General features: G+C 55.5%; 21 protein-coding genes and 1 tRNA gene. 8 read left to right on the top strand and 14 right to left on the bottom strand.

Annotated features, from left to right (window positions below; genetic code table 11):
* Position 1: 1 nt before the first annotated feature.
* A tRNA-Gly gene (locus NR195_RS22250) sits at positions 2–77 on the bottom strand.
* Between the two features lie 154 nt (positions 78–231).
* Positions 232–780 (bottom strand): oligoribonuclease, encoded by a 549-nt coding sequence (gene orn / locus NR195_RS22245; protein ID WP_010256094.1) that lies wholly within the window; start codon positions 778–780, stop codon positions 232–234.
* Between the two features lie 101 nt (positions 781–881).
* On the opposite strand from orn, the gene rsgA reads away from it, so the two are divergent.
* The 3 genes from rsgA to mscM all read left to right on the top strand — a co-directional run bounded on the left by rsgA (position 882) and on the right by mscM (position 6,346).
* A complete protein-coding gene (gene rsgA, locus NR195_RS22240) occupies positions 882–1,931 on the top strand; it encodes a small ribosomal subunit biogenesis GTPase RsgA (protein ID WP_010256092.1) in 1,050 nt (349 codons plus the stop codon).
* Between the two features lie 171 nt (positions 1,932–2,102).
* Positions 2,103–3,002: an archaetidylserine decarboxylase gene (gene asd, locus NR195_RS22235; protein ID WP_010256089.1), complete on the top strand. Its 900-nt coding sequence runs from the start codon at positions 2,103–2,105 to the stop codon at positions 3,000–3,002.
* 14 nt (positions 3,003–3,016) lie between these two features.
* On the top strand, positions 3,017–6,346 hold the full coding sequence (gene mscM / locus NR195_RS22230) for a miniconductance mechanosensitive channel MscM (RefSeq protein WP_010256086.1): 3,330 nt from the start codon (positions 3,017–3,019) through the stop codon (positions 6,344–6,346).
* Positions 6,347–6,395: 49 nt separating this feature from the next.
* Here mscM and mdh read toward each other — a convergent pair whose 3' ends face one another.
* Entirely contained in the window at positions 6,396–7,334 is a 939-nt protein-coding gene (gene mdh / locus NR195_RS22225; RefSeq protein WP_010699812.1) for a malate dehydrogenase, read from the bottom strand.
* 428 nt (positions 7,335–7,762) lie between these two features.
* On the opposite strand from mdh, the gene argR reads away from it, so the two are divergent.
* The 4 genes from argR (at position 7,763) to yhcN (NR195_RS22205) (ending at position 9,683) form a co-directional block, all read left to right on the top strand.
* On the top strand, positions 7,763–8,233 hold the full coding sequence (gene argR / locus NR195_RS22220; RefSeq protein WP_010256080.1) for a transcriptional regulator ArgR: 471 nt from the start codon (positions 7,763–7,765) through the stop codon (positions 8,231–8,233).
* 474 nt (positions 8,234–8,707) lie between these two features.
* On the top strand, positions 8,708–8,971 hold the full coding sequence (gene yhcN / locus NR195_RS22215) for a peroxide/acid stress response protein YhcN (RefSeq protein ID WP_022623941.1): 264 nt from the start codon (positions 8,708–8,710) through the stop codon (positions 8,969–8,971).
* Between the two features lie 88 nt (positions 8,972–9,059).
* The gene (locus NR195_RS22210) at positions 9,060–9,326 is read left to right on the top strand and encodes a YdgH/BhsA/McbA-like domain containing protein (RefSeq protein ID WP_010256074.1); all 267 of its coding nucleotides are present in this window, start codon (positions 9,060–9,062) and stop codon (positions 9,324–9,326) included.
* A 93-nt stretch (positions 9,327–9,419) separates the two neighbouring features.
* Entirely contained in the window at positions 9,420–9,683 is a 264-nt protein-coding gene (yhcN, locus tag NR195_RS22205; RefSeq protein ID WP_010256072.1) for a peroxide/acid stress response protein YhcN, read from the top strand.
* 65 nt (positions 9,684–9,748) lie between these two features.
* Here yhcN (NR195_RS22205) and NR195_RS22200 read toward each other — a convergent pair whose 3' ends face one another.
* From NR195_RS22200 to aaeX, 5 genes are all read right to left on the bottom strand, one after another.
* The gene (locus tag NR195_RS22200; protein ID WP_010256069.1) at positions 9,749–10,018 is read right to left on the bottom strand and encodes a hypothetical protein; all 270 of its coding nucleotides are present in this window, start codon (positions 10,016–10,018) and stop codon (positions 9,749–9,751) included.
* 55 nt (positions 10,019–10,073) lie between these two features.
* On the bottom strand, positions 10,074–11,525 hold the full coding sequence (locus NR195_RS22195) for an NAD-dependent succinate-semialdehyde dehydrogenase (protein ID WP_060681161.1): 1,452 nt from the start codon (positions 11,523–11,525) through the stop codon (positions 10,074–10,076).
* Positions 11,526–11,638: 113 nt separating this feature from the next.
* On the bottom strand, positions 11,639–13,591 hold the full coding sequence (aaeB, locus tag NR195_RS22190) for a p-hydroxybenzoic acid efflux pump subunit AaeB (protein ID WP_010256064.1): 1,953 nt from the start codon (positions 13,589–13,591) through the stop codon (positions 11,639–11,641).
* Positions 13,592–13,600: 9 nt separating this feature from the next.
* On the bottom strand, positions 13,601–14,533 hold the full coding sequence (gene aaeA, locus NR195_RS22185; RefSeq protein ID WP_010256061.1) for a p-hydroxybenzoic acid efflux pump subunit AaeA: 933 nt from the start codon (positions 14,531–14,533) through the stop codon (positions 13,601–13,603).
* A 7-nt stretch (positions 14,534–14,540) separates the two neighbouring features.
* Positions 14,541–14,744, bottom strand: coding sequence for a p-hydroxybenzoic acid efflux pump operon protein AaeX (gene aaeX / locus NR195_RS22180; RefSeq protein WP_010256058.1), 204 nt, complete (start codon positions 14,742–14,744; stop codon positions 14,541–14,543).
* 230 nt (positions 14,745–14,974) lie between these two features.
* Between aaeX and aaeR the strand changes: the two genes are divergently transcribed.
* The gene (gene aaeR, locus NR195_RS22175) at positions 14,975–15,892 is read left to right on the top strand and encodes an HTH-type transcriptional activator AaeR (protein ID WP_010256055.1); all 918 of its coding nucleotides are present in this window, start codon (positions 14,975–14,977) and stop codon (positions 15,890–15,892) included.
* 252 nt (positions 15,893–16,144) lie between these two features.
* Here the strand turns inward: aaeR and tldD are convergent, their stop codons facing one another.
* The 6 genes from tldD to mreC form a co-directional block, all read right to left on the bottom strand.
* The gene (tldD, locus tag NR195_RS22170) at positions 16,145–17,590 is read right to left on the bottom strand and encodes a metalloprotease TldD (protein ID WP_010699816.1); all 1,446 of its coding nucleotides are present in this window, start codon (positions 17,588–17,590) and stop codon (positions 16,145–16,147) included.
* Positions 17,591–17,654: 64 nt separating this feature from the next.
* On the bottom strand, positions 17,655–21,479 hold the full coding sequence (yhdP, locus tag NR195_RS22165) for an AsmA2 domain-containing protein YhdP (protein ID WP_010256049.1): 3,825 nt from the start codon (positions 21,477–21,479) through the stop codon (positions 17,655–17,657).
* 148 nt (positions 21,480–21,627) lie between these two features.
* Entirely contained in the window at positions 21,628–23,097 is a 1,470-nt protein-coding gene (rng, locus tag NR195_RS22160; RefSeq protein WP_003855268.1) for a ribonuclease G, read from the bottom strand.
* On the bottom strand, positions 23,087–23,680 hold the full coding sequence (locus tag NR195_RS22155; RefSeq protein ID WP_010699818.1) for a nucleoside triphosphate pyrophosphatase: 594 nt from the start codon (positions 23,678–23,680) through the stop codon (positions 23,087–23,089). The genes rng and NR195_RS22155 overlap by 11 nt, the downstream gene beginning before the upstream one ends.
* A gap of 8 nt (positions 23,681–23,688) precedes the next feature.
* The gene (gene mreD, locus NR195_RS22150; protein ID WP_010256045.1) at positions 23,689–24,177 is read right to left on the bottom strand and encodes a rod shape-determining protein MreD; all 489 of its coding nucleotides are present in this window, start codon (positions 24,175–24,177) and stop codon (positions 23,689–23,691) included.
* Entirely contained in the window at positions 24,174–25,196 is a 1,023-nt protein-coding gene (gene mreC / locus NR195_RS22145; RefSeq protein ID WP_010256043.1) for a rod shape-determining protein MreC, read from the bottom strand. The genes mreD and mreC overlap by 4 nt, the downstream gene beginning before the upstream one ends.
* Positions 25,197–25,324: the final 128 nt, after the last annotated feature.

Raw genomic sequence — 25,324 nt, 5'->3', positions numbered from 1 at the left:
CTGGAGCGGGAAACGAGACTCGAACTCGCGACCCCGACCTTGGCAAGGTCGTGCTCTACCAACTGAGCTATTCCCGCGCCTTGTACCGTTAATAAATTCTTCACCGGTACGGGGTGCGCATTATACGAGAAATCGTTGCTGCTGCAAGCGTCTGAAAGCAAAAATTTTCGCTTTCCGCGCGTTTGCTGATTAAATCAGCAACCTGGTGATTTCATGCGCACCCGTCGCCGATTAAAGCTGCAAAAAGTGTTCGCGGTAGTACGCCAGCTCCGCCACGGACTCACGGATATCATCCAGAGCCTGGTGCGTCCCCCCTTTTTTGAAGCCAGGAAGGATATCGGGTTTCCAGCGACGAGCCAGCTCTTTCAGGGTACTGACATCCAGATAACGATAGTGGAAGTACGCTTCCAGCTCAGGCATGTACTTAAACAGGAAACGACGATCCTGCCCGATGCTGTTGCCGCAGATAGGCGAGGTGTTCGCCGGAACCCACTGTTTCAGGAACTCAATGGTCGCCAGCTCTGCTGCGCGATCGTCAATCTGACTCTCCTTCACCCGCGCAACCAGACCGCTGTTGGTATGAGTGCGGACATTCCACTCATCCATCAGCGCCAGTTGCGCATCAGACTGATGAACGGCCATGACCGGCCCTTCCGCCAGAATGTTCAGGTTGGCATCAGTCACCAGGGTCGCAATTTCAATAATGCGATCGTGCGTCGGATCAAGTCCGGTCATCTCAAGATCAATCCAGATCAGATTCTGTTCATTTCCAGTAGCCATGCTGTTTCCTGCGGTTGCTGTAGTCGTCATTTACGATGAATAAGGTGTATCATAGACGTTTTGCCCAGCCGGGCGAAATCTGGCTAACGCTGTGAGGGTGAGTGAGTAAAAATAAACTGTCGAAGGGCCAACAACGCCGCGTAAGCGCTAACCACGATCGCCGTCTCAACCAACGCAGAGAGCGTCCGGAAGCGGATGACAACCTGTTTGGTGAAGCTGCAGATGGGGTCGTTGTCAGCCGTTTTGGCATGCACGCTGATGTTGAGGATAGCGCAGGCGTCGCCCACCGCTGCAATATCCGCCGTACCATTCGTTCGCTGGTCACCGGCGACCGGGTGCTGTGGCGTCCGGCAACCAGCGGCAACAAAGGTATTGTTGAAGCGGTGCATGAGCGCACCAGCGTATTAACCCGCCCCGATTTTTACGACGGCGTGAAGCCGATGGCGGCGAATATCGACCAGATCATCGTCGTCTCCGCAATCCTGCCTGAACTGTCGTTAAACATCATCGACCGCTATCTGGTTGCCAGCGAAACGCTGGATATTGAACCGTTGCTGGTACTGAACAAAACCGATCTGCTGGATGACAAGGCGCGCGCCTTTGTCGATAAGCAGATGGATATCTATCGCAATATTGGCTATCGCGTGGTGATGGTCTCCAGCCGGGCGAAAAACGGCATGGACGACCTGAAAGCGGCGCTGACCGACCGCATCAGTATCTTTGCCGGTCAGTCTGGCGTCGGCAAATCGAGTCTGCTGAATGCCCTGCTCGGCTTCGACAAAGAAGAGCAGGTCGCTATTCTGACTAACGAGGTTTCGGATGGCTCAGGCTTAGGCCAGCACACCACCACCGCATCGCGCCTTTATCACTTCCCGGACGGCGGCGATGTGATCGATTCACCCGGCGTGCGTGAGTTCGGTTTATGGCATCTTGAGCCGGAACAAATTACCCGCGGATTTGTCGAATTCCGCGCATTCCTTGGCGATTGCAAATTCCGCGATTGTAAACACGGCAGCGATCCCGGCTGTGCCATTCGCGAAGCGGTCGAACAGGGCAAAATCAACAGGTCCCGTTTTGATAACTACCACCGTATCCTGGAGAGCATGGCGCAGGTAAAAACGCGTAAAAATTTCCCTGATGGTGAAAGTTAATCGGTATAACCGCGTCTGAACGGATAAGCCGGGGCATTTTGCGAGGTGCATTCCAGTCGCGCGTCCAGACCGTGCAGCGTGCCGGAATTCGGGTATAGTCGCCATCTGAACGGGGCGCTGCTACAATCCGCCCCCTTTTTTACAACGTCATAAAATAGCCAGGAGGCTAAGGTGTTTGATCGTTTAAAACTCGGCTTGAATCATATTCTCCCGAAGAAATGGCTGACTGAACTTGCCGGTTGGGGCGCCAGTCGCCGCGGTGGTTGGTTGACCAAACTGGTCATTGACATCTTTGTCTGGTTTTACAAAGTCGACATGGCGGAAGCGCGTAAGCCCGATACCGCCAGCTATCGCACCTTTAATGACTTTTTCGTTCGTCCGCTGAAAGACGATGCGCGTCCGGTGGATGCCGATGCCAATCTCATCGCCCTGCCCGCGGATGGCGCTATCAGCCAGCTCGGCCACATTGATGGCGATCAGATTTTCCAGGCTAAAGGTCATCACTACACCATTGACGCCCTGCTGGCGGGTGATGAGCGGATGGCAGCCCAATTTGTTGATGGCGAGTTCGTCACCACCTATCTGGCGCCCCGTGATTATCACCGCGTCCATATGCCGTGCAACGGCATCCTGCGTGAGATGATTTATGTGCCTGGCGACCTCTACTCCGTCAACCCGCTGACCGCGCGTAATATTCCCAACCTGTTCGCCCGTAACGAGCGCGTCATCTGCTACTTTGAAACCGATATCGGGCCGATGGTGCAGATCCTGGTGGGTGCCACCATTGTCGGCAGCATCGAAACCGTCTGGGCTGGCACCATCACGCCACCGCGTGAAGGCGTGATCAAGCGCTGGCACTATCCGGCAGCGGATGATGAAAGCGCCGTGGTGCTGTTGAAAGGCCAGGAAATGGGCCGCTTCAAGCTTGGCTCTACCGTCATCAATCTGTTCGCACCTGGCCGCGTCAAACTGGCTGAAAGCCTGGAAGCAGAAAGCAAAACCCGTCTGGGTCAACCGCTGGCGATTGCGCTGCCGGTCGCGACAGACATTTCCGACGTCATCGTCGATTAAATTGAGTGTCCTCTGTGCGTTCGATTCTCCTCCTGCTGCTGAGCCTGTGGCTCAGCAGCCCGGCCTTCGCGGCCAGCCTTCCTGATGCCAGCCAGCTCAAACAGCAGCTGGAAGAGATAAAATCGGCCAAAAGTTCACCCTCGCAGGCTGAACAGATCCAGACGATTGAAGCCGCCTTAAACTTTCTCTCTGAACGCGATGAATCGCTGGAGCGCGCGGCGCAATATCAGCAGGTTATTGATGATTTTCCGCGTCTGGCGCGCGAACTGCGTCAGCAGATCGCCGCGCTGAGTGACAGCGGGAAAACCGTGCGCAACAACATGAGCAGCGCCGAGCTGGATCAGGAGATCCTGCAGGTCAGCAGCCAGCTGCTGGAAGAGGGGCGTCAGGCACGGCAGGAGCAGGATCGGGCGCGGGAAATCAGTGATTCGCTGTCGCAACTGCCGCAGCAGCAGACTGAAGCACGCCGGGCGATGACGGAGAGTGAACGCCGTTTGCAGAGCGTCAGCAGCAGTTCGCCACAGGGGCAGCTGCAACTGGCGGCTCGCCAGGCGGAAAGCGCCGCGAATAAAGCGCTGGTCGATGAACTTGAGCTGGCACAGCTCTCTGCCAACAACCGTCAGGAACTGGCGCGGATGCGGGCTGAAGCCCACCAGCGCAAAGCAACTCAGCTCGATAACTATCTTCAGGCGCTGCGCAACCAGCTCAACGATCAGCGGCAACGTGAAGCCGAAGTCGCGCTGGCCCGCACCGAGCAACTGGCAGAAAACAGTGGCGATCTTCCGCCAGAGATCAGCGATCAGTTTCGGGTTAACCGCGAACTCTCGGTTGCCCTGAATCAGCAGGCGCAGCGCATGGATCTGGTGGCGTCGCAGCAGCGACTGGCCACCAACCAGATTATTCAGGTCCGTCAGGCGCTCTCTACCCTGCGTGAACAGTCGCAGTGGCTGGGTGCCTCTAATCTGCTGGGCGAAGCGTTACGGGCGCAGGTCGCGCGTCTGCCGGAGATGCCCAAGTCGCAGCAGATTGATAATGAGATGGCACAGCTTCGCGTGCAGCGTCTCAATTATGAAGATCTGCTGGAGCGCCAGGAGGCGCTGCGCAAGGGACGGCAGGCCGATGGTCAGCCCTTCACCGCAGACCAGAAGCGTATTCTTGATGCGCAGCTACGCACTCAGAGGGAACTGCTCAATTCGCTGATCTCCGGCTGTGACACGCTGATTCTGGAGATCACCAAGCTTAAGGTTGGCAACACGCAGTTGCAGGATGCGCTGACGGAAGTCAAAGAGGCGACGCACCGCTATCTGTTCTGGACCGCCGACGTTAACCCGATTGGTTTGAGTTATCCGCTGGATCTGGCCAAAGATCTTTCCCGTCTGCTGTCGCTGGATACGCTGGGTCAGCTCGGCAAAGCGATGGCGATGATGTTTACCAGCCGCAACTCGGTGCTGCCGATTATTGGTGCGTTGCTGCTGGTCGGCTTCAGCATCAGTTCGCGCCGCCACTTCAATGCTTTCCTTGACCGTTCTGCCAGTAAAGTCGGCAAGGTCACGCAGGATCGTTTCCGCCTGACTATCCGTACCCTGTTCTGGTCTATCCTGGTGGCGCTGCCGCTGCCGGTGTTATGGGGTGCGTTGGGTTATGGCCTGCAGAACGCCTGGCCCTACCCTATCGCCGTAGCGATTGGTGATGGCATTACCGCCACGCTGCCGCTGCTGTGGGCGTTTATGATCAGCGCTGCCTTTGCCCGTCCTAACGGCCTGTTCATTGTGCATTTCCGCTGGCCGCAAAACCGGGTGGCGCGCGCCATGCGCTACTACTCGCTGAGCATCGGATTAATTGTGCCGCTGATTATGTTGCTGATCGCCTTTGGTAATCTGGAAGATCGGCAGTTCTCCTCGTCGCTGGGTCGTCTCTGTTTCATCCTGATCTGCGGGGCAATCAGCATTGTGACCGTCAGCCTGAAGCGTTCCGGGATTCCGCTCTATCTCGATAAAGAGGGAAATGGCGAGAACATGGTGAACCGGATGCTGTGGAACCTGATGATCGCTATGCCGCTGATGGCTGCCCTCGCCTCCGCTGTGGGTTATCTGGCTACCGCGCAGGCGCTGCTGGCGCGACTGGAGACCTCTGTCGCCATCTGGTTCCTGTTGCTGGTTATCTATCACATTATCCGGCGCTGGATGCTGATTCAGCGTCGCCGTCTTGGCTTTGATCGCGCCCGTCAGCGCCGTGCCGATATGCTGGCTAACCGTGCGCGCAGTGAAGAGGAGAAGGAGCAAGGCTCTCTGAACACTGATGCGATTGAAATTGAAGAGCCGGTAATTGACCTGGATGCGATCAGTGCGCAGTCGCTGCGGCTGGTACGCTCTATCCTGATGCTTATCGCCCTGGTCTCCGTGATTGTGCTGTGGTCAGAAATCCATTCGGCCTTTGGCTTCCTGGAGAATATTCAGCTGTGGGACGTCAGTACCTCAGTGCAGGGCGTAGAGTCGATCCAGCCCATTACCCTGGGGTCGGTGCTGATCGCCATTCTGGTGTTTATTATCACCACCCAGCTGGTGCGCAATATGCCCGCGCTGCTTGAGCTGGCGCTGTTGCAGCATCTTAATCTGACGCCAGGTACGGGTTACGCCATCACCACACTGACCAAATATCTGCTGCTGTTGATTGGCGGGCTGATTGGTTTCTCAATGATTGGTATTGAGTGGTCAAAGCTGCAGTGGCTGGTTGCCGCGCTGGGTGTGGGACTGGGGTTTGGTTTGCAGGAGATTTTTGCCAACTTTATCTCAGGTCTGATTATCCTGTTCGAAAAGCCGATTCGTATCGGCGATACCGTGACGATCCGCGATCTGACCGGCAGTATCACGCGAATTAATACCCGCGCGACCACTATTACCGACTGGGACCGCAAAGAGATCATCGTGCCGAACAAGGCCTTTATCACCGAGCAGTTTATTAACTGGTCGCTGTCCGATTCCGTGACGCGCGTGGTGCTCACCATTCCGGCTCCGGCGAAAGTCAGCAGTGAACAGGTGACCACCATTCTGATCCAGGCGGCTGAGCGCTGCAGCTATGTCCTGGACACGCCGCAACCGGAAGCCTTCCTGGTCGATCTGCAGCAGGGCATTCAGTTATTTGAACTTCGTGTGCATGCTGCTGAGATGGGACACCGTATGCCGCTTCGTCACGAACTGCATCAGTTGATTCTCAGCGGATTTGATCAGCACGGTATTGAGATGCCGTTCCCGCCGTTCCAGATGCGTATGGAAACCCTGGGTAAGAAGCTACCTGCCAGCAACGGTACACCCGCTGCCCGCGCCTATAAGTCTGGCGGACTGTAATGCAAAACGCCCGGCAAAGCCGGGCGTTATTGCAAGTCTGAGCCGTCAGTTACTGCTTAACGAACTCTTCGCCCTGGGCGATATCTTTCTTCAGCGTATCCAGCATGCCTGACAGCGCCTGCTGTTCGTAAGCGCTGAGGGTACCAATCGGCCTGCGTTCAGCCACACCGTTTTTACCCAGCAGCAGCGGCTGGGAGAAGAAGCGCGCATGTTCACCCTCGCCTTCTACGTAAGCACACTCCACCACATTAGCTTCACCCTTCAGCGCGCGTACCAGTGACAAACCGAAACGTGCAGCTGCCTGGCCCATCGACAGCGTGGCCGAGCCGCCACCCGCTTTGGCTTCCACCACTTCGGTGCCGGCGTTCTGGATGCGTTTGGTCAGATCGGCCACTTCCTGATCGCTGAAGCTGACGCCTTTAACCTGCGACAGCAGCGGCAGAATGGTTACGCCAGAGTGGCCACCAATGACCGGGACTTCCACCTGGTCAGGCTGCTTGCCTTTCAATGCAGCCACAAAAGTATTGGCGCGAATGATATCCAGCGTGGTCACGCCGAACAGCCGATTTTTGTCGTAAACACCGTGCTTTTTCAGCACTTCTGCCGCAATGGCCACGGTGGTATTGACCGGGTTGGTGATGACACCAATCAACGCTTTAGGTGCCGTTGTGGCAACCTGTTCGATCAGGTTACGGACGATGCCTGCGTTAACGTTAAACAGGTCGGCGCGATCCATACCGGGCTTACGTGCGACACCCGCGGAAATCAGTACCACATCGGCACCCTGTAAGGCAGGCGTGGCGTCTTCTCCACTGAATCCCTGAATAGCCACTGCGGTAGGAATATGGCTGAGATCAACGGCAACACCCGGCGTAACCGGCGCGATGTCATACAGCGAGAGTTCTGAACCTGCGGGAAGCTGGGTTTTGAGCAGAAGTGCGAGCGCCTGGCCTATGCCGCCAGCGGCACCGAGAACGGCAACTTTCATTCTTAACTCCTTATTAAGGTGGGGCAGAGATGGGCCGAAATTCTATCTGTGTCAGACCTTAATCAACTGCTCAGGCGATGATAAATATCCGTTGTTAATTCTACGTGTTTTCACACTTAATCTCCGGATTCAAAAGTTACTTATCATTGCACCTGAATGACCGACAACTTTGCCGTCGTCAGACAGAGAACGGCTACGTGCGTTTTCTGTTACTACACCACCAATAATATAACAACTTTGCAACCTTCGCCTTCCGGGGCTGTGACGCGTGTTTTGGTCTGAGCGGATTTATTTGCTATTATCGCCGCCCGCTAGCCGCCCGGACGCTGCTCATCAATCGAACGATTGCATAAAAATGCATATAAATGCATAATCACCACTCTGCCGCGGGCGGATGCGCGGTTATTCTCTCTATTTATTGGTAACCTATGCGAAACCCATCGAAACAAGACGATCTGGTTAAGGCTTTCAAAGCCTTATTAAAAGAAGAAAAATTCAGTTCCCAGGGCGAAATTGTTCAGGCGCTTCAGGACGAGGGCTTTGAAAATATCAATCAGTCCAAAGTCTCGCGAATGCTGACCAAGTTTGGCGCAGTACGCACCCGGAATGCCAGGATGGAGATGGTCTATTGCCTGCCCGCTGAGCTGGGTGTGCCGACCACCACCAGCCCGTTAAAAAACCTGGTACTGGATATCGACTACAACGATGCCCTGGTGGTGATTCATACCAGTCCCGGCGCAGCACAGCTGATTGCACGTATGCTGGATTCACTGGGTAAGTCGCACGGGATTCTGGGTACCATCGCTGGCGATGACACAATCTTTATTACCCGCGCGCGTGACTTCACCGTTAAGCAGCTGCACGGTGCCATCCTCACCCTGTTTGAACAGGAACTCTGATCGCGGACTGACGACCGGCCATCATGCGCCAGATCGTCAGTTCGTTCTCTCTGCTCACCCCGTTCCACGACAGTTACCCGCTCTGGATAAGTAATAAGCCTGCTTTTACACGCCCGGCTGTTGGTCAGATCGATAACTCTGCTTCACTTTATGCGCTATTTTACACTGCTTTACATCACTAAACCGGCACCATTGCCCGGATCCAGATCAAACTCCAGCCCGATATACCTCCAACTTTCGCACTAAAAGTTAAAGTGATCTATCTCACTGTTTTTACGATTAAAAGTGGCTTAAAGGTTACTTTTTATCCTTTTTTTATAACGTTAAGTTATTAAAAGTAGCCATAAGGATAAAGAATCACAAAAAAACATTATTAGCGGGGTATTAATTTCTTACGTTATTAGTTCTATACTTCTTTTCGTGATGCAAATCACACTAAATAAAAAGATAAAAATAGACGACGAGGAAAAATCTATGAACGTAAAAACTACTATTGCTACCCTGAGCATTCTCTCCGCCCTCTCATTTGGTGCTGTGGCAGCAGAATCTATTGATGCGTCACAGGCGCAGAATCTGCAGGCTGTCGGCACCATCAGTGTCAGCGGCGTGGCGGGTTCACCGATGGATATCAAACAGAAACTCAGCGACAAAGCCGATCAGCAGGGCGCAAAAGCCTATCGCGTGATTGAGGCATACAACAACGGCAACTATCACGCTACCGCCGCACTGTATAACTAAGGCGTAACCGATAATGCCATCTGCTCTCTGTCTGACGCGCCCTTTTGCGCTCCGGAGAGCTGAAGCAGAAATTTCAGGAGAGTTGACCATGAAAATGAAATTAGCTATCGCTGCACTGAGTCTGGCATCCCTGTTCTCAGTAGGTGCCAACGCCGCCAGCCTGGTGTCCAATGAACAGGCACAGGGCCTGCAGCCAATGAATCAGACCATCAGCATTGGTGGACGAAATGGCGACCAGACACATATCCGTCAGGTGCTGTCAGAGAAAGCGGATGCCCAGGGCGCAAGCCACTATCGCATCATCGAAAACAACCAGGATAACACCTGGCATGTCACCGCTGAGCTTTATAAATAATTAACCGTGATGACGCCTGAAGGGCGTCAGAAGATATCGACGACCCGCCTTTACGAGAAACCGCAGGTTGTTGAATGTATTGAGGAGATAATCATGAATATCAAAACAACCATCGCTACAGTCAGTCTGCTTTCCGTTATGGCGTTCGGCGCATCAGCCGCACAGCTGGTCACCGGCGATCAGACGCAGAACCTGCAGCCTGCGGGCACCGTGACCATCAGTGGAACCGCGGGATCGCCAATGGATTACCGCGCTGAGCTTTCTCAGAAAGCGGATGAACAGGGTGCCAGTGCCTATAAAGTTATTGAGGCGCGCACCGGCGATAACTATCACATCACCGCACAGCTTTATAAATAATTCCTCGTCAGATGTATGACGAACCCTTTGGCCCCGCTCGCCGGGGCCTTTTTTTATCTGACGTTTTATCTGACATTAAAGTGAAGCTGACCTTCCAGCTCCTCTTCCGCTTCATCAAATAACAGAATCAGCGCGCCATAACGCCGTCGCTGTCCCCTGCCCAGATTAACAAATTCAATCTCCAGCGGCAGCGGTAACAGATCGCCCGTCACCACATCCCATAATCCATCCAGATCGCAGATGCGGCGCTCCTCCAGCGCAAATCGCTCGCTGAACTGCCGGAAGAAATGGGCCTGATCGACAATTTCATTAAAATCAAAACGCTCGATTTTCATGCTGACGGCTCCCATGCTCCGTCTGCGGGCGACCTGCGCCGCCCGTTACTGTCCGCTAGCTCAAACCGCCCAGGTGCAGCGCTTTGACCTCCAGATACTCTTCCATGCCGAGTACCGAACCTTCGCGGCCCAGCCCCGACTCTTTCACACCACCAAACGGCGCCAGCTCGGTTGATACGGCACATTCATTAATGCCGATCATGCCGCTTTCCAGCGCGGCTGAAACACGGAACACCCGCTGCAGATTCTGGGTGTAAAAGTATGCGGCAAGGCCGAACGGCGTATCGTTAGCGCGACGGATGACCTCATCTTCATCATCAAAGCGGAAACAGGCAGCCACCGGACCAAAGGTCTCCTCCTGCGCGAGCTGCATCCCTTCGTGCGCCTCAGTAATCACAGTGGGCTGCCAGAAGTTGCCACCCAGCGCATGTCGCTCGCCACCCGCCAGTAATTTGCCGCCTTTTGCTACCGCATCATTGACGTGCTGCTCAACCTTTTCCACCGCCGATGCCTCAATTAATGGCCCGACAATCACGCCCTCTTCCATGCCGTTGCCCACCTTCAGCTTGTTCACTTCGGTAGCCAGCTGCTGAGTAAAACGATCATAGATAGCATTGTGAATGTAGAAGCGGTTTACGCTGACGCACACCTGGCCCGCATTACGGAATTTGTTGGCAATGGCGCCCTGTACGGCGGCATCAATGTCGGCATCGTCAAACACGATATAAGGGGCATTACCCCCCAGCTCCATCGACACTTTTTTCATGGTTTCGGCAGCATTGCGCATCAGCAGCTTGCCCACCTGGGTGGAGCCGGTGAACGAGATTTTACGCACCGCTTTGCTGGCCATGATGGCATCGCTGATAGCATGGGTATCACCGGCTACCGCATTCAGTACACCATCAGGCACACCTGCCTCCTTCGCCAGCGCCAGCAGGGCAAAGGCGGAGAGTGGCGTGTTATTGGCAGGTTTAATAATGCCGGTGCAGCCGGCAGCCAGAGCTGGCCCCAGTTTGCGGGTCAGCATCGCCATCGGGAAATTCCACGGCGTAATGGCAGCCACAACGCCAATCGGTTCGCGAGTTGCCAGAATACGGGAGCCGGGTTTAGCTGGCGGAATAATCTCACCATTGGTCCGTTTCGCCTGCTCGGCGAACCACTGAATAAAACTGGCGGCGTATTCTACTTCCCCTTCCGCCTCTTTCAGGGGCTTGCCCTGTTCGGTCGTCATCAGCAGTCCCAGCCAGCGCTTGTTCTCAATGATCAGCTGGTACCAGCGAGTGAGAATTTCAGCGCGCGCTTTTGCAGTCTGCGCCCGCCAGGCGGGAAATGCGCGCTCCGCTGCGGCGATAGCCTGTTCCGTTTCAGCTTTACCCGCTTTCGCCACCTGTGCAATCACCTCACCGGTCGCCGGATTGGTCACGTCAAAGGTAGAGGCCGCCTGATGCCACTGGCCGTCCGCTAAATAGCCGGTCCGGAACAGTTCGCTCTCTTGCAGTGATTTCATTGATTCGCTCCTGTCAGTTTTGCTCTTCCGTCTGGAGAGTATAGTTGGCAAAAGCGACAGATTTTGTGATGGGTGGGGATTGCGCAGGCCGCTGCAGGTCACAGCGGCCAGATTCAGATTTGGATGAGCGTGTTCTGGTACTTATCCAGCATCATAGCCAGTCGTTTTACCGGTTCCGTTACGCTGGCGGGAGCCTCGTAATGGGCCAGTTTTTCCTGATAGACATCCAGCTCTTTCAGCAGACGTTCAAAGTAGTAACGCCGCTTGTCATCGCTGCTGGCGGAGATCACCCGGTCAGCGGTGTAACGCAACTGCCGATGATAAGCAGAGAGATCGGCATTCACCGGCACTTCTGCGTCGCGTAACCGCTGATGACCGATGATCAGCGTCAGGGCGATGCGATATTTGTTGATATCGCCCGGAAACAGGTTCAGCAGCAGAAACAGTTGCTGATAGAGCGCTGGCAGATGGTTTTCACGCCGGCGCGCCTGATTGGTCGTCATGGCAGAGACAGCCGCATACATGAAGCGGTTCAGCAGCTTGCGGCCGGTACGCGCTTTTGATTTATCACGAATCAGCAGGATCACCATCATCGCCACGAAGCAGCCGATGACCTGGCCCAGAACGTTATCGAGAAAGACGTTAATGTGGAATTCCATCGGATTATCCAGCACCAGAACGTTAAGGGTGCCAATCAACGCCCCCAGCGTGCCGAGCTGACGCCGCTGAATGAAGATACCACCGATAAAACCGAGCAGGCCGATTGCGATGCAGAGCAGCAGTGCGCTCTGCTGCGTCGCCGGGAGAACATACATAAAGTAGAGCGCGCCCAGCGGAACCGCGACCGTCATGCCGTAGAGAAAGTCCTTTGCCATCATCAGCGGGTTGGGCATGCGCATCGCCAGCGCGGTGATGACAGCCAGCATGACCATGCAGCCACTGCCAGAGGTCCAGCCGGTATAGAGCCAGAACAGCGAACCCAGCGCGGTCGCCACAAAGGTACGGATACCATTGATCATCGCATGATGCGTTTCAGCGGAACGCGCCTGGATCACCACTTCGCGCTGCAGAATCTCCTCTTCCAGCGAGGTGATCCGGCTGTTGCTTTTGATCCCTTTCAGCAGCAGCAGATATTCGGTAGCAGTGCCTACCCAGCTGGCCAGCGTGACCGGCGTTGATTTGCCGCTGGCACCAATCACCCGCCGCATCACTTTCATCCGCTTATGCACCTCTTCAACGGTCGAGGCTGGTTTTTCAACCATCAGACGATACTGGGGCGGAATGTAATCAGGACGGGAATTCTGGATCAGAAAGGTTTCGGCTGCCTGTGTAATCAGCGTCAGTGACAGCGTATTGAGCATCTGCAAACGGCGATTGCTGTTCTTCCAGCGTGAGGACTCCATCATCAGCTGGCTGCGCATGCTGTTCAATGCCGTGGTGCGCCTTACCAGCGCGCTCCAGGCTTTATCGACCTCTTCTTTATCACCGTGAGCGACGCAGAGTTGCAGCAGGTTATAGTGTGCCACCAGCAGCGAATCGACCTCAGCGTCGATCACTTTTTTAATCGAACGGGGTGAGAAAATCATGTCGGCCAGAATGGCACACAGAATGCCGAGTACGATTTCACTGCAGCGCTCTACCGCATATTGTGGCACCAGCGTCAGACCGCCGCTGGCATTAGCCGTCACCACAATAATCAGCGCGGTGTAGCCCGCCAGTCCAAGCGCGTAAGAGTTTTCTACCTTGATCAGCGAAGAGAGCCAGACGCAGAGTCCTGCCCAGATGCAGCACAGCAGCAGCATCACGACCGGTGCACGCACGGTGGCAATCATGATGGTCAGCGCGGCGATACAGCCAATAAATGTCCCGATAATACGTAAAACGCCGCGATAGCGCAGCGCCCCGGAATAGGGGTCCCCCCCGGCCGCAAACGCGGTACCGCCAGCCACGATACCGGCGGTCATCACCGCCCAGCGCGGCGTTTCAAGGTTAAAGTGAAAACCCACCATCAGCGCTAACACCAGCGCAAAGGTGAGCTTTACCGGGAACCGCAGGAACTCGATCATATCGCCCTCTTAACCAAACTCACGCAGGCGATTAAACAGTCGGACCATCGGTGAAACCTGTTCAGGCTGACGATCGGCCTGACCGGTGATCACCACTGTCGCTGTCGTGCCCGCCGGGAAGCGATTGCCGGGCTGCTGATCAAGCCGGATGCGCACCGGCACACGTTGCGCCAGACGGACCCACTCCAGATTGGAGTCCACCGTTGCCATGCCTTTGCTGTCGACCGAGCTGCTGCTGTTGGTGACGCCAGCCGCCACACTGTCTACGGTGCCGCGCAACACGATGTTGCTGCCAAGTGGGGTGACTTCCGCGCGGAAGCCCTTCTCCACGCCGTGCAGTTTGGTCTCTTCCAGGTAAGCCAGCACATAGAAAGAGTGCTGCTGAACCAGCGCCACGGCAACCGAACCACGGGTAATAAACTCACCCTGGTAGACATTCAGGTTGGTGACCCAGCCATCGGATGGCGCTTTCACCGTGGTGCGCTCAAGGTCGATCTTCGCCAGATCGCGTGTCGCCACCGATTTCGCCAGCTGGTGCTCGCTGGTTTGCAGATCGTTATTGGATTGCTCGATAGCCTCGCGCGACATGGCGGAGGTGCCCAGCTGGTTACGGCGCCCGGCTTCGCGACGTTTCTCACTGACCAGTGCCTGGTAATATTCAACATCCGCCTGCGCCTGATCGAGCGCTTTTTGATAGCGCGGCCGGTCAACCACAAACAGCGTATCGCCCTTCTTCACCAGCTGGTTGTCGTGTACCGGAACCTCGGTGATCAGGCCGGTGACGTCAGGGGAGATCGCCACCACGTCAGCGGCGAAACGCGCATCACGGGTCCAGGGCGATTCGGTATAGAAGACCCAGGCACGGAAAATAATGACCACTGCGATGATGACCAGCAGGATAGTAATCGCGTAGCGCGCGATTTTTCTTATGAGTGCTTTCACTTAAACCTCAGACTAATAAACGGGAGACAAGGTAAAACACACAGCAGTAAAGCGCTGTATTAAAAAGTGCCGGATGCCAGACAAGATCGTAGATACCGCTCGGCGTAAGCACGCGTTTCACTAACCAGAACAGCATCAGTGAAATAATAAGTTCGATGAAAATGGGCGGAAAAGAGAGCCCAAACATGACAAATACCGGAAGCACACTCATCACAAATCCTTAGTTCGACCTTGCCGGGATACTCATGCCTCTTCAGATGTCGCAGGAAAACCCTCTGGAAGCGTTATCCGAACCGCAGCTGGCTTAATAATAGCGTATCATCGAAGGGTATCAGGCAATGAAGAATCACCGGGAAATACCCCGGCGCGCTTATAATAACGCGCCTGACTATAAGTTTTCTACAGAATGTGATCTAAATCACTTTTAAGTCAGAGTAAATAATGGAACGACTGAAAGGCATGTCTGTCTTCGCTAAAGTGGTGGAACTGGGTTCGTTTACCGCTGCGGCGCGTCAGCTTCATCTGAGCGTCTCATCAATCAGCCAGATCGTCGCGAAACTGGAAGATGCATTGCAGGTGAAACTGCTGAATCGCAGTACCCGCAGTATCGGGCTGACCGAAGCGGGCAAAATCTATTATCAGGGCTGTCGCCGTATGCTGGCCGAAGCGACGCAGGTGCATGAACAGCTTTACGCTTTTAACAATACGCCCATTGGCGTACTGCGAATTGGCAGCTCCTCTACCATGGCGCAGAACGTGTTAGCCGGCATGACCAGCGATATGCTGCGGGAATATCCGGGGCTGAGTGTGAATCTGGTCACCGGCGTTCCGGCCCCGGATCTGATCGCGGATGGTCTGGATCTGGTGATTCGGGTGGGAGCGTTAAAAGATTCCAGCTTATTTTCGCGTCGCCTGGGTGCGATGCCGATGGTGGTGTGCGCCGCAAAAAGCTATCTGGCGCAGCATGGTACGCCGGAGAAGCCGGGTGATATCGATAATTTTTCCTGGCTGGAATATAGCGTACGGCCCGATAACAATTTCGAACTGATTGCGCCGGAAGGATTAGTGACACGCCTGGCACCGCAGGGACGTTTTGTGACCAATGATTCCCTGACGCTGATTCGCTGGCTGAAGTCGGGCAATGGCATCGCCTATGTGCCGATGATGTGGGTGATTGATGAGATCACCGCAGGCGAGATCGATATTCTGTTTCCGCAGTATCAGTCCGATCCGCGCCCGGTCTACGCGCTCTATACCGAGAAGGATAAGTTACCGCTTAAGGTGCAGGTCTGTATCGATTATCTGACCGGCTATTTTGAACAGGTGGCTGAACAGTATCAGCAGCATCGTAAAAGCTAACAATAGATTGTTGACAACATCTGTCCCGACCAGCTGTAAGACCCAGCCAGCGAAGGGAACACGGTCAGATCGGAAAGACGCAAAATCCGTCATCCCTGACACGCTCGGCCCGCGCCATCCGTGGCGCGGGACGCTTTCCTCCTCTGCCCGTGTTCCCTGCGCTTTCAGCTATTGCATTGCTGCCAGGTTCATCCGGCTATGGATTTGTCAGCATTCTGACAACCCGCCGGGCGGCGGGTTGTTGGGGTCACATCAGGCGGTGCCGCCGATGGTCAGTTTATCCAGCTTCAGGGTCGGCTGACCGACACCGACCGGCAGGCTCTGTCCCTCTTTACCACAGACGCCGACGCCTTTATCCAGCGCCAGGTCATTACCCACCATCGAGATCTGCTGCATCGCTTCGATGCCGGAACCAATCAGCGTTGCGCCTTTAACTGGTTTGGTGATTTTGCCGTTCTCAATCAGATAAGCCTCTGAGGTTGAGAAGACAAATTTGCCGGAGGTGATATCCACCTGACCGCCACCAAAGTTCGGCGCATAGAGGCCATACTCAACGCTTTCAATAATATCCTGCGGTGATGACTTGCCAGCCAGCATATAGGTGTTGGTCATGCGCGGCATCGGCAGATGCGCGTAGGATTCACGACGTCCGTTACCGGTAGGGCTAACCCCCATCAGTCGCGCATTCAGCTTGTCCTGCATGTAGCCTTTCAGTACACCATTCTCAATCAGCATGTTGTACTGACCGGGAACGCCCTCATCATCTACTGCCAGTGAACCGCGCAGCCCTTCAAGGGTGCCGTCATCCACCACGGTACAGAGGTCAGACGCAACCTGCTGACCAATTTTACCGCTGAACACCGAGGTGCCACGGCGATTGAAGTCGCCTTCCAGACCGTGACCGACCGCTTCATGCAGCAGCACGCCCGGCCAGCCCGCACCCAGTACCACTGGCAACGCACCAGCGGGAGCGGCCACGGCGGAGAGATTCACCAGCGCCATACGCACCGCTTCACGCGCCCAGGCGTCAGCGCGGACTTCGCCATCTTCATCTGCCAGGAAAAACGCATAACCGGTACGCGCACCGCCGCCGCTTGCGCCGCGTTCACGTTTGCCCTGATCTTCCACCTGGACACTAATAGAGAGGCGAACCAGCGGACGGACATCTGCCGCCAGCGTGCCGTCAGTCGCGGCTACCAATACCTGCTCGTAAACGCCGGTCAGGCTGGCATTGACTTCCTGCACGCGCGGATCAGCCGCACGAGCCACTTTATCAACGCGATGCAGCAGGGCAATTTTGTCTTCACGTGTCAGGCTGCTCAGCGGATCGATAGCCTGATAGAGCGAACGATTCATCACGGCAGAAAGCGTGTGTGCCTTGCCATTTCCCTGTTCGCGTACGATGCTGCGTGCGGCTTCAGAGGAGAGACGCAGTGCATTCAGCGTGATCTGGTCGGCATAGGCGAAGCCGGTTTTCTCCCCGCTGACCGCACGCACGCCCACACCCTGATCGATATGGTAGGAGCCATCTTTAATGATTTTGTCTTCCAGCACCCAGGATTCGTGAAAGCTGGACTGAAAATAGAGATCGGCATAATCCAGACGACGTTCTGAAAGCTGCCCTAACAGGGAAAATAGGTCCTGCTGATTAATGCCGTTAGCAGTCAGTAACTGCTCACTTACCAGGTTCAGAGTCATCGTTTCTCACTCATTATGTGCTCAGATAATCATAGCCTGCGGTAATTCCGGTACGGCGTCAAATTCACTTGTTGTCAGTCTCACGCGGTTTACGCAGCACTTCATTGATTTCCGGTTTATCCAGCGGGCCACTGATGTGATAACGCAGCAGCGATATCTTGTTCCACAGGGGTCCCAGAACTTTACTGGCGGCAAACACCGCCGCGCCAATCACCGGATTGATGGCAAAAGCTGTCGCCACACCAACCGAGGCGGATATTTCCGGCGCAACCACCGCTTCCATGTCGATCTGACGCTTCACCAGGTCGAGATTACCCTGCATCGCAATGTCCGCTTCCAGGCCATCCACCAGCAGATTATCGGTGCGCATCATGCCGTTTTCGATCCAGGCGGTGCCGTTAATCGAGTCGAAGTAGAAAGAATTGGTGAAGGTGTCGCTGAAGTCGAAGCGCAGCTTGCGCAGTAGCGCATCAAAGCTCACCAGCCGCAGGATTTTCCCGGCGGCACCGGTATTCACATCGGCGATCTGGCCTTTGCCAAAGTGGGTCTTCAGGGTACCGCTCAGCGTCTCTGCCGAGGGCTGCCAGGGCGCAGAGCGCCAGTGCAGGTCATACGCAATATCAAATGGCGCATCGCGCAGCGGCGTGTTGACCCCAAACCAGTTGGTCGCGTTATTAATATTCGGGCCTTTCAGCGTGCCCTTCAGCGAAGTGCGCTGGTCGTCCGGGCGGTTAACCCATTCCCCGTTGATTTTCAGCTGTGAACTGCCAGTATCCACTTTTCCGTTAGTAAGCGCTAACGTATCTCCGCGGGGTTGCAGCATCGCGGAGACCTGACCATATTTCTGACCCAGCACCCAGCACTCTTTACAGCGCAACTGTAAAGCGGGCCACTGGCTGAAGTTAATGTTCGTGGCTTTTTGAGGTGGCGCTTTGCCGCCTTTGCCTTCACCGTTATCCCACTGCGGATTGTAGTAAAGGTAATCCAGGTTCACCTGCCACGGTGCTTTCGGGGCCATTGCCAGCGCACCACGCAGCTCTTTAGCCCTGACGCCGACCTGGCCCTTGCCGCCCGCACTCTGAGCCAGTGTCGCTTCAACCTCATGCCATTGCTGCCCGGCCAGGGTGACCGCCGGGCTGCGTAGCGTGATATTGCCGGGCAGCGTGACGCCACCCGTTTTGAGGCCGCCGCCTGACTCGCTGCCCCCGGATGCTCCCCCTGCGGCCATCATCGCCACCCAGGCCTCGCCATCCAGCGCGGGCAGGTTCAGTACCATGCCGGGATGATCGGGCAGAGCAGGTGTTTTCTGCGCATCATTCAGCCAGATGCCACGATCGACGCGCAGCGTCGGCTCCAGCAACCAGCGGCTGTTAAAGCGATGGTTTGCATCGACGCTGCCACTGAGATCGAAATGGTGCAGGTCGCCACTGGCCTTGATTGCGACTGGCATCGCCTCACCGGCTTTCTTATCGAGCGGTGCAGGTAAGTGACTACTTACTTCTTTTGCATTACCGTTCAGCGTCACGTCATAACGCGCACCGCCATGATGGGGCAGCGTAATATTGACGTCGCCCTGCCACGGCAGATTTCCGCCCAGTTGCTTGCTGACGGCTGCAGGAAGCTGGCTGATTTTAGCGGGCTGCCAGTCTCCCTGAAGTTTGACGTTCACGCCAAAATCGTCCGGATTCTCTTTGGTGCTGAAACGCACGCCCATCGGCTGACCAAACCAGTTAGCACGCAGATCCTCACTGGCCAGATTGCCGTTGTCGTAACGGAAGCGCCCGGAGAGATTGTTAATGGTGGTTTTTAACGGTTTGATAAACAGCGAATTATTGTTCAGGTCCACATTGCCACGGGCGTGAACCTGCTCACCATCCAGCGGGATATCCAGATTCAGGTGGCCGCCGACGCGGCCTTTGATTTCCAGCTGTTCCAGCGCGGCACCCAGTGAAGGTTTCAGCGGAGTCTGCCCGAAATAGTCCGCGATCTGCTGGCCTTCACCACTGATATCACCTTCAATGATCAGTTTTTCTTTCAGGTAGTCGGGGATGACCGCAGTGACGTTGCGCGCGTCCACCTCGCCCAGTTTCGCCACCGGCGCTTTCATCCAGAGACCGTCATTCAGGAAGTTAAGGTCGATATCGAGATTGCTTAACGCTGGCCATTTGGGTTGAAACGCATAGGTTGCCTGGCGAAGCGGCACCCAGACCTGGAACATGCCATCATTATGCTTGAACGGGAACAGCGCCGGATTACCGGCAAACAGCAGTGTGGCGTTGTCCACCTTGCCACCCTTCACTGCCCCACTCAGATAGTGCGTCAGGCTGTTACCCAACAGCGGTACCGGGAAGTAGCGCCAGGCATCGCCCGCATCGGTAAGCCGGATACCGGCCAGAATATCCAGACGAGGCTCACCGCCGCTATTCTGCTGGTAGCTGAAGTCGCCGCGCGCCCAGAGCGAGCGTGCCTCCAGGTCAAGATTTTCGCCCGCCAGCGTAAGGCCATGATCATCATTCAGCCAGCGCAGCGCACCGGTCACCCGCTTAATCTCTAACGGAGCCTGGAACATGTCGCCATAGGGAACGGTCGCCGCCCCCATATCCACACTGACCTGACCATTGCTCAGGCTGCCGCGCGCTTCCCCGCTTAAATGGCTGATGCCCGGCAACAGTTTCCAGTGCTGCCAGCTGAAATCACGCCACTTCACCTGTACGCGGGTTTTTTCAGGCTGCTGTAACGGAATATCCAGCGCCAGGCCATCGATGGTGCCCTGTGGCTGCAGCGTCTGCCAGTTTTCAAACAGCGCCGGAGAGAGCGGCGCAAACAGCGGAACGATCGGCGCAATATGACTCAGCACCAGCTGTGTGGCGCGAACGCGCACTTCCGGCTGACCATCCGGTCCCAGCATCTGCTTATCTTCAGGACGCCATAACAGAGAGAAGTGACCGGCGGGCCAGGCGTGGCCGTCGGTGCTGAGCCGGGTTTGTGGCACATTGACCACCCAGCCATTCTGGAAACGTGACAGATGCGCGGTCAGCCCATCGACCTCAATGCGGTGTCGTCCGGTCTCGCCCTGCCAGCTGGCTCCGCCCTTGCGCAGCAGCAGATCACCAGCGTAGATGTCGCCATCGCGCAGGTTAACCCAGGCCGCCAGGCTAAATCGGGCGCTATCCAGCCGGGTATTGTCACGCACCCAACGGCCCAGCCACGGGCGCATATCGACGTCGTCGGCCTGCATCCAGATGCGGCCATCATTGAGTAAACCGTTGCTGTCGTTAAGATCAAGCCGCACCTGGACCACGCCGTGCTGGCCGGTGAAGCTCGACAGGCTGACTTCGCCTTCGGCCCGGTGGCGGTTATCTTCATTGACCCAGGTGAGTCGCGGGATCGCCAGCTCAGCATGCTGACCGGAAGGGGTGCGGAAACGGATGGTGCTGTCACGCAGGTCAAAGTGGTCAAACTGACGCAGGAAGAGTTCGTTTATCTGCGCCGGACGGAAGCTGTTTTTCTCTTTGTCGTTATCCAGCAGCGGGCGATTAGTATCGAGGTGCAACTGCCAGAAGGTCAGATCGCGAAACTGCCACCGCCAGTGCAGCAGGGACTGCCAGACGTCGAGAGCCAGATTGATGCGTTTGATAGTGAGTTTGCCGTTCTCATGCAGATCGACGCTAAGATCGCGAACCTGCAGGGTTGGGCCAAAATTCTCCCATTTACCCTGTAACTGGCTGGCGTTGACCGGCACGCCGCTGCTGTCGGAGATGTATTGCAGAAGGTTGCTGCGATAGCTGTCGAGATGCGGCATCACCAGACGCAATCCGCTGACCAGCAGCGCGACAATCACGATGATTGCCGCGACAAGCAGTAACAAAATCCTCGGCAACTGCCTCACTCACGCCTCTCCTTGTGTTCCGTAAACGACGGATAGTTGGTTCTCATACCCGACCGTCTCCCGATAAAAGCGTTAAAACGCGCATTTTATCTCAAACAAGGGCGATTTTTCAGCCCGATATCCGAAGAAACCGGTGACCGGGCTGGCGTTACATCATCACTACGTCGAACTGCTCCTGAGTGTAGAGCGCTTCGACATGAACTTTAACCTGCTTGCCGACAAAGATTTCGACTTCAGCCAGTGCATGAGACTCGTCAGTTTTTAACGCCTCACCCACCGTCGGTGAAACATAGACCAGAAAGCGGTCAGAATCATAAGCGTGATGAACCCGGACAATCTCACGCATGATTTCATAGCAGACCGTTTCAACGGTTTTCAGCGTGCCGCGCCCTTTGCAGACCGGGCAATCCTGGCACAAAACGTGCTCAATGCTTTCGCGGGTACGCTTACGCGTCATCTCCACCAGACCCAGCGCCGAGAAACCATTAATACCGGTTTTAACCCGATCTTTACTGAGCGCGCTTTCCAGCGAATGCAGTACCCGGCGGCGATGGTCTTCGTTGCTCATATCGATGAAGTCGATAATGATGATGCCACCAAGATTACGCAGTCGCAGCTGGCGCGCGATCGCCTGAGTAGCTTCAACATTGGTATTAAAGATCGTCTCATCAAGGTTACGATGGCCGACAAACGCACCGGTGTTGATATCGATGGTGGTCATCGCTTCGGTCTGATCGATGATCAGATATCCGCCTGACTTTAGTTCAACTTTGCGATCCAGCGAGCGCTGAATCTCATTTTCGACGTCAAACAGGTCGAAAATAGGCTGTTTACCGTTGTAGAGCTCCAGCTTACCGGCCATTTCCGGGATATATTCACCGGTAAATTCCACCAGCATATCGCAGGTCAGGCGGGAGTCGACCCGGATGCGATCCAGCGCCGCGCCCGCAAAATCACGCAGAATACGCTGGGCCAGAGCCAGCTCACCGTAGAGCAGGCAGCGGGTCTGATTGCGCTTTTTACGCTCGCTGACTTTGGTCCAGAGTCGTTTGAGAAAAGCCGCGTCCTGCGCCAGCTCCTCTTCCCCGATGCCTTCTGCGGCGGTACGGATAATAAAGCCGCCCAGATCGTCGCAGTAGTCAGCCACGACCGCTTTAAGCCGATCGCGCTCTTTCTCGCTCTCAATACGCTGAGAGACACCCACATGCGATGCGCCTGGCATAAAGACCAGGTAACGCGAAGGCAGCGTGATGTCAGTGGTCAGCCGGGCACCTTTGGTGCCAAGCGGATCTTTGACGACCTGAACCACCAGATCCTGTCCCTGCCGCACCAGCTCGGCGATATCCCGCACGATAAAGTTTTTCTTTTCGTCGCCCGCCACACATTCAGTATGCGGCATGATATCTGAGGCGTGCAGAAAGGCCGCTTTCTCCAGACCGATATCAACAAAGGCGGCCTGCATGCCGGGCAGAACACGGCTTACACGGCCTTTATAAATATTGCCAACGATGCCTCGCCGCGCCTCACGCTCAATGTGAATTTCCTGCAGTATGCCGCCGTCAATATAGGCAACACGTGTTTCAGAAGGCGTGACGTTTACCAGTAATTCAGCCGTCATGTTGACCCCTTACGGCACGCAGTGACTCGAAATGGCTGATCAACTCCCCTGTCTCAACCAAGGGTAATCCGACCACTGCATGGTAGCTTCCATTAATTTTGCGGACAAAGTTTCCTCCCCTGCCCTGAATACCGTATGCACCCGCTTTATCCATTGGCTCGCCGGTCGCGATATAGTCGTCGATGTCGGTGGCGGTTAAGGTGCGGAATGTCACATCAGTGATTACGACGCAATCCAGCGCCTGCTGACTGTCGGCCAGCGCTACCGCCGTCATCACCTGATGCGTATGACCAGAGAGTTTGCACAGCATCGCGCGGGCATCAGCGGCATCGCGCGGCTTTTCCAGCACTTCGCCATTCAGCACCACAATCGTATCCGCGCCCAGCACCGGCAGATCCTGCGCGGCCAGTTTGACACCCGCCTGCGCTTTATCATTGGCCAGACGGCGGACATAGATCTCCGCTGCTTCGTTCGGCTGACGCTGCTCTTCAACGTCAGTCACGATGCGCTCGAATGTCAGACCAAGTTGAGTTAACAGCTCACGACGACGCGGTGAACCGGAAGCAAGATAGAGGGTTACCATAAATTTCCTTATTGAACAGCGAACTGACGTCGAATTTTTCTCATTAATAAGAATAGCCAGGGCCAGAGAATACCGTCGACGACACTGCTCCAGAAAATTTCAGGTCGGAATGAAACGTTGATTACCAGGAATTCAGCCCAGAAGACAATCACATCCATCGCCAGCGACAGCACCATAACCATTAACGCTTGCTGCCACAACGCTAAGTTGCGGAATAACTGGAACTTAAAGGCAATCAGATAGGCGATGATACTGAGCGCCAGCGCACGCACGCCAAGTGTGGAACCCGCAATCAGATCCATGATGGCACCCAGCACAAATCCGCTACCGACATTGACCCGATGCGGCAGTGCGAGCACCCAATAGATAAGGATCAACAGTAGCCATGAGGGCCGGAACATATAAATTTCATCCGGCCAGGGCATGATCTGCAGGACAAGCGCAACCAGGAAAGAGAGCCAGATGACCCAACGTCCCTGGCTGCGATATCGACTCAAGGCTGCCCCCCGCGTGAACGCGAGGAGTTGCTTTGTCCACTGCTGCTGGTAGCTGACGGTGCAGGCGGTCCCATCTGTACGGCAGGCGCAGGCGGGCCCATTTCTCCCGCAGGCGGTAAGACCTGCGGCATCATCTGCATCAGACGCTCGTTCGCAACGCGATGAACTTCATCCTGCGGCAACGGCATATCACCATTGCGATCGGCACCCCACAGCAGCAGCAGGTAACGCAGACGCTGCAGACCCGCGGTCGGATGCGCCTGAATCACCGTATAGGCGCGTTGGGTATCCACTTTTACCGAGGAAACCACACCCACCGGATAGCCTTCAGGGAATCGGCCACCGATACCTGAAGTCACCAGTACATCGCCGACCCGAATGTCCGTATTACCTGGCAGATGCTCAAGCTGAAGATCTTCAGTACAGCCGTTACCTGCGGCAATGACACGGATGTCATTACGCAGCACCTGAATCGGCAGGGCATGTGACGCATCACAGATCAGCAGAACACGGCTGGTGAGTTGTCCGACAGCGATGACCTGACCGACTACCCCTTTATCACTGATGACCGGCTGGCCTTCATAGACGCCGTTAACGCTGCCTTTGTCGATTACCACCTGGTCGGTGTAAGGATCGGTGCCGGTGGAGATGACCTGTGTCACCATCTTTTGCTCATCCTGACGCAGCGGTGAACCCAGCAGTTCACGCAGGCGTGCGTTTTCCTGCTTATATTGCCCCAGCATTAGCAGGTTACTGTTTTTCAGGAAGAGCTCACGACGTAACGCTTTGTTTTCCTGCTCGAGTTGCTGACGCGACGCCAGCGACTCTGACACGCCATCCAGCAGCTGACGTGGCCCATTGGCCAGGAAGTAAAACGGACTGACCGACGTATCCAGATAGTTGCGTATTTGGGTGAAAGAACCCACACGGCTGTCGGCAATGATAATGGCAATCGCCACGATAACCGCCAGGAATAGACGCAACTGCAGGGAAGGTCCCCTGCTAAAAATCGGCTTCATATAATCTGCGTGATCCTCGACAACAGGAGAGGAAGCGACGGCATAACACCGTGCTTCCCTGGGCTGAACGCACTGCACCGGCACAGATTGCGCCGGTTCACATGCCACTCCCTCGCATGATCATTGCG

This window comes from Pantoea sp. Ft-CA_14 (assembly GCF_024520875.1).
GTDB lineage: Bacteria > Pseudomonadota > Gammaproteobacteria > Enterobacterales > Enterobacteriaceae > Pantoea > Pantoea agglomerans.
This window is presented reverse-complemented; position numbering and strand designations above follow the sequence as displayed.